The organism is Synechococcus sp. R55.2 (assembly GCF_047462075.1).
In the GTDB taxonomy this organism is placed as follows: Bacteria; Cyanobacteriota; Cyanobacteriia; order Thermostichales; family Thermostichaceae; genus Thermostichus.
Genome location: NZ_JANSIH010000297.1, coordinates 1 through 4121 on the forward strand (window position 1 = coordinate 1; position 4121 = coordinate 4121).

A 4121-nucleotide genomic window follows, 5' to 3' on the forward strand; every position below is an offset into this window, starting at 1 on the left:
GCGGAGAGGGGTATAAGAGACAGCATACACCCAGCTCAACATCAGGGTCAGGCTGATAAACCCCGCCACCAGCACCGCCGTCAGCCGGAAACCCCAGGACTGTTTGCGAAAAGCCAACAGCAGCATCCCTGCCACCCAGGGCAGCAGCCACCCACTTTCCCAACGCAGCACCATCAGGGGCCCCAGCGCCAGCCCAATGAGCAGCAGCCGCAGCGCAACGGGCAGCTCGCCAGGATCCGCCCCAGTCTCTGCCCTGGCCTGCTCCTCTTTACTCAAGGGAAACAGCAGGGCCATGTTCACCCCCACCAACCCTGCTGTGGCTGTCCAAACAGGGCTGCGCAGCAGCATCAAGATCAAAGTCGGCTGCACCACCATCAACAAACCCCACAGCCAGCACCATCCCACCTCCACCGGCAAACGGCGTAACTGCCGCCACACCCAGCCCAGCACCAGAGAGCCGAAGACAGTCTGCAACAACAGCGGGGATTGTCCCAGAATGGCCGTAGCCAGCACCAGCAAGGGAGGAAAGGTGGTGCCCACAATGGGCAGGCGCGGATCCGGCCCCAAGGCCGCCACGGATCCCTTGTAGCCGAGAAACTGCATCTCCAAGCTCACCCAGCCCCAGCCCTCCTTCAGACCCCAAAGAAGAATGGCCAGCAGCAGAAACGGGATCCCGGTAGACGCGAAGAGCCGCAAGAAAGCCCTGAGCTTGGTGAGAAACATGGGTTGCTTTAACGACTTCAAGAAGTTAGAAGGCAACTCATTCAACAGCGAATCAAGCCTTAAGAGTTGTCTGATGAGAACAAGTTTCAGAAAAAGTATGGGGATGGGCTGACGTGTCTAGGCACTGGACACAGGGATAGACTAGCATTCCCTGTCTTGAGAGTCTTTTTCTACGAGTTTTGGCGTAGGCCAATTCAGCCAGATTGTCGATGAGGGGTTCTCGGATTCTGAGAGAGGATGGGGACGACTTTGCAAGGACATGATCTTATGTTGCAGGCTGTGCGGGGCGTGAATGATGCAGCAGTTCCAGCGCTTGAGCTGGTACCCTCTCAAGCAGAAACCCGTCCTTGGGGATCCTTCTGGGTTTTGGATGAAGGCCCGATGTACAAGATCAAGCGCATCGAGGTCAAGCCCGGCCATCGGCTCAGCCTGCAGATGCACTACCACCGCAGCGAGCACTGGATCGTGGTCAGGGGCACAGCGAAAGTGACCCGTGGAGAAGAGGTGATGCTGCTGAGCTCCAACGAGTCCACTTACATTCCCCCCTGCACCAAGCACCGCCTGGAAAACCCCGGCACCCTTCCCTTGGTGTTGATCGAGGTGCAAAACGGGGAATACCTCGGGGAAGACGACATCGTGCGCTTTGAGGACGACTACGCCCGCCAGTAGAGGGATCCCCTGGGCATCCGAATCCACGATTTGTGCGTACAGACCCCGAAAGCTTACAGATTTCTGCATGTCGGGCAAACCTGGGTCAGGTAGGCCAAGGGGCTTGCCTGCACTAGACAAGTGAGGGATAAGCAAGAGGGGGTCAAGGTGACGCAGAAGGCAAGGCAGTGGGCTTTGTGGGTTGCCGGTTTGCTTTGGTGTTGCGGGCCGACGGCTGTCCACGCAGCGGAAGTCATTTCTCTGCAAAGGCTGGGCTACGACCGCTCGGTGCTGCTGCAAGGAGCTAACCCGCGTCTAGATATCGGGATCCCTGCCCCCCTGAACGGTGTTGACCCTGAGGCCAGCTTTGTGCAGTTGCGCCTGGATCCCTCGCCGGTGCTCAAGCCCACGTCCACGGTGCGGGTGCTGATCAACGAGGAGCTAATGGGCCTTTTTCTGGTGCGGGACCTGCGGCAGGAGCCGGTGGTGCGAGTGCCCATCCCCAGCTTGGCCGCTGGCGAGCGCTTTATCACCTTGTCGGTGCAGCCTTTCCTGAGCATCAGCGACGATATTTGCGCCGACTTGAATACCGGCAATTTGCTGCTGACGGTAGGGCGGGACAGTTTCTTTGAGCTGGCGCCCCTCGTTCCTGATGCCACGGTGGCCGGTTTTCTGGGCCGGCTGTATCCTCAGGTTACTTTGGTAGTGCCGGCCAATCCTTCCTCTGAGACGGCGGAAGCAGCTCTGTGGCTGTACAGCCTCCTTTCTCACCTGTTTCCGCAAACGCCCATCCTGTGGAGCAACCGTCCGAAGCAGGGGGCACAGGTGATCTTAGAGCCGGCCAATTTCACCCCCCACTTGCAGCATCAAATTACCCCAGAGGGATCCCGACTGCGGGTGGCGGCTCGCCCAGAGGCCATTCGAGCTTTGTATGAAGAGTGGAAGCGAGCAGGGCTGGTCAGCCGAGGGATCCAGGTGGCTGCAGTGCCGGAGCTGGAAACCTCGGCCAGGGCCAACCGCCTTAGCTTGCGGGAGTTGGGTATTGTGGATCCGCTGCTGCGGGGGTTTGGCAGCCAGTCTTTGGTCTTCAACTTCAACCTGTCCCAATTGGGGGGGCGGCCGCGGGATCTGGCGGCGCAACTAGACGTCATTATGAACCCGGTGGATGGCCGAGTGGGGGATCGCCTCACCGGCTACGTGTTCTTGAATGGCGTTCTGTTGCGCACCTACAACCTAACGGGCCGCACCCAGCTCAACGAGACCATCCCCCTCCCCACCCGCCTGCTGCGCCGCTTTAATCAACTGGAGCTCCGCTTTGACTATGGCGCCAGCCCCGGTAATTGCCAGGGATCCCTGACCCCGCTGACTTTGCAAGTGCGTTCCGATAGCTCTGGCCTTCTCTGGAGCGGCTACCAAGCCCCCACTGGCGAGCTGCAGGAGATCCCGGCGGTGCTTCGAGGATCCGGCCAAGTGTGGGTGGGGGATCCCCAACTGCTGCCGGCTGCCGCCTACCTGGTCGGTGCCCTCAGCCGGCTGGCTGCCCGACCCCTGCTGCCCACCCTTGAGGTTTTGCCCAAAGAGGAAGCCAACCTGGAGACGGGGAACTTTGCCTGGCAGGTGATCGTGGCTGGGCCAGATCAGGTGGAGCTTAATAGCCCCATCCGGCTGGGATCCCAGTTTGAAATCATCAATCCCCTCAACCAGCAGGTGGCCTTGGCCGCTCAGCCTCAAGAAAACCTCGGCCTTTTGCAGTACTTTCTCCTGAAAGGTAAGCCGAACCTTTGGCTTTCCTGGTGGGGATCTGACCCGGTTTTGGCAGAGCGCTTGAGCCGATCCCTGGCCGATCCGCGCACCCGTCTGGCCAGCCAGTTGCAGGGGAATGTGGTCACCGCTTATGCCGCTGCCCCCGATCTCACCCAAGTACAGAGCTGGGATCTCACCCCGTCGGGCTATCGAGTGCGCTACCGCGGTCGCCTCAACTGGCAGCTCCTTTTGTGGCAGTACCGCTTTTGGCTGGTGCTTTTGCTGGCCATCCTGCTGGCTGTGGGGGCATGGGACACCTATCGACGTTTGGCCCGGCGACCTGAGCCGCCAACCCCCTCTTAAGCCAAGCGAGAACCTAAGTTCGCCTAGAATTAACCTGATTTTGAGCTTATGTTAACGCTGATCGAATACTGGTTGGTGCGCACAGGCTGTCTAACCCAGGAGCAGTTGGCAAAGGCTTATCGCTATCAAAAACAAGCTGCTTGTTCCCTGCCGCGGGCCCTCTGGAGCTTGCGGGCCATGCACCCCCGTCAGTTTGCTCGCCTCTGCTGTCAGATCTTGGATCGGCCCAAGCTGAGGAGCTGGTTGCTCGAGCATCCCCTCGACCTAGAGCTGCCTTGGCTGATCGAGCCTATCGATCTGGTGCCGGTGCGCTTTCTGCCCTGTGGCTGGCTCGACCCGCAAACCGTAGTGGTTGCTACCGAGGAGCCGGGCCATCCCATTGTCTGGCAAAATGTCAAGCGCCTCTGCCCCGAAGCCGATCGGATTTGGGAGATCCCGGCCACCGAAAAACAGATTCTGACCGCCCTCATTGAACGCAAGCTGGCCGCCGATCTGCTGGGCAGCCGTCTTACCTTAGAGCAGTGGCAGCAGGCTTTGGAGATCCGCCGCCGCACCGGCTCCAGCCTGGGGCAGGTGCTGACCCGGCTGAGCTACCTCTCCACCCCCGAGTATCTCAGCATCCTAGCCCATTTGCTGGGCTACCC

2 protein-coding genes and 2 pseudogenes are annotated in these 4121 nt (G+C 60.0%); 3 read left to right on the forward strand and 1 reads right to left on the reverse strand.

The genetic code is table 11. From position 1 onward, the window contains the following. Window positions 1-723: pseudogene (locus tag NW838_RS09725) on the reverse strand (hypothetical protein); the annotation flags it as partial. 267 nt (window positions 724-990) lie between these two features. Here NW838_RS09725 and NW838_RS09730 point away from each other — a divergent pair. The 3 genes and pseudogenes from NW838_RS09730 to NW838_RS09740 all read left to right on the forward strand — a co-directional run. Further along, window positions 991-1392, forward strand: coding sequence for a cupin domain-containing protein (locus NW838_RS09730; RefSeq protein ID WP_414356659.1), 402 nt, complete (start codon window positions 991-993; stop codon window positions 1390-1392). 147 nt (window positions 1393-1539) lie between these two features. Then, window positions 1540-3477, forward strand: coding sequence for a cellulose biosynthesis cyclic di-GMP-binding regulatory protein BcsB (locus tag NW838_RS09735; protein ID WP_414427948.1), 1938 nt, complete (start codon window positions 1540-1542; stop codon window positions 3475-3477). A 48-nt stretch (window positions 3478-3525) separates the two neighbouring features. Further along, a pseudogene (locus tag NW838_RS09740) lies at window positions 3526-4121 on the forward strand (glycosyl transferase); the annotation flags it as partial.